The following is a 672-nucleotide window of genomic DNA, read 5'->3' as shown; positions in this document are numbered from 1 at the left end:
CGCGCTGCTCTGTCCATTGGACTTCCAGCGACTGGCACTCCTCCTCGATGGCCTTCAGTCGTGCTCGCAGCGCTTCCAATGCTTGGGCATCGATGGACAAGCCGGCCTCTGCGTCGCGACACAACGCCTGGTGCTGGCGCTCATCTTCGGCCCGTTCGCCACGCAGACGCTCAAGGCATTGCGGCGCGGCAGCAAGGCTGATGCGCACACGAGCACATGCGGTATCCAGCACATCGACCGCCTTGTCCGGCAACTGGCGGCCCGCCAGGTAGCGTGCTGACAATTGCGCCGCCGCGACCACCGCATCATCGCGCAGATAGATACCGTGGCTCGCCTCGTAGACCCGGGCCAGCCCCCGCAGGATGGTCACCGCCTCGCTGACGGTCGGCTCGTGCAATCGCACCGGTTGGAAGCGACGGGCAAGGGCTGGATCCTTCTCGAAATATTTTTTGTATTCCGTCCAGGTTGTCGCCGCGATGGTGCGCAGCTCACCTCGGGCCAGGGCCGGCTTGAGCAGATTGGCCGCATCGGAGCCACCGGCATTACCACCCGAGCCAATCAAGGTATGGGCTTCGTCGATAAATAGAATGATGGGGCTGGGCGACGTCTTTACACCCTCGATCACACCGTTAAGCCGCCGCTCAAATTCGCCTTTCATACCGGCCCCGGCCT

1 protein-coding gene is annotated in these 672 nt (G+C 63.1%); it reads right to left on the bottom strand.

Annotated elements, in window-relative coordinates; all coding sequences use genetic code 11:
* A partial coding sequence (locus OC610_RS28445) for an AAA family ATPase (RefSeq protein ID WP_264433058.1) occupies positions 1-672 on the bottom strand: 672 nt, incomplete at both ends.

The organism is Pseudomonas agronomica (assembly GCF_025917275.1).
In the GTDB taxonomy this organism is placed as follows: Bacteria; Pseudomonadota; Gammaproteobacteria; order Pseudomonadales; family Pseudomonadaceae; genus Aquipseudomonas; species Aquipseudomonas agronomica.
The sequence above is the reverse complement of the archived record's forward strand: the minus strand, read 5'-3'. Positions and strand labels throughout refer to the sequence as shown.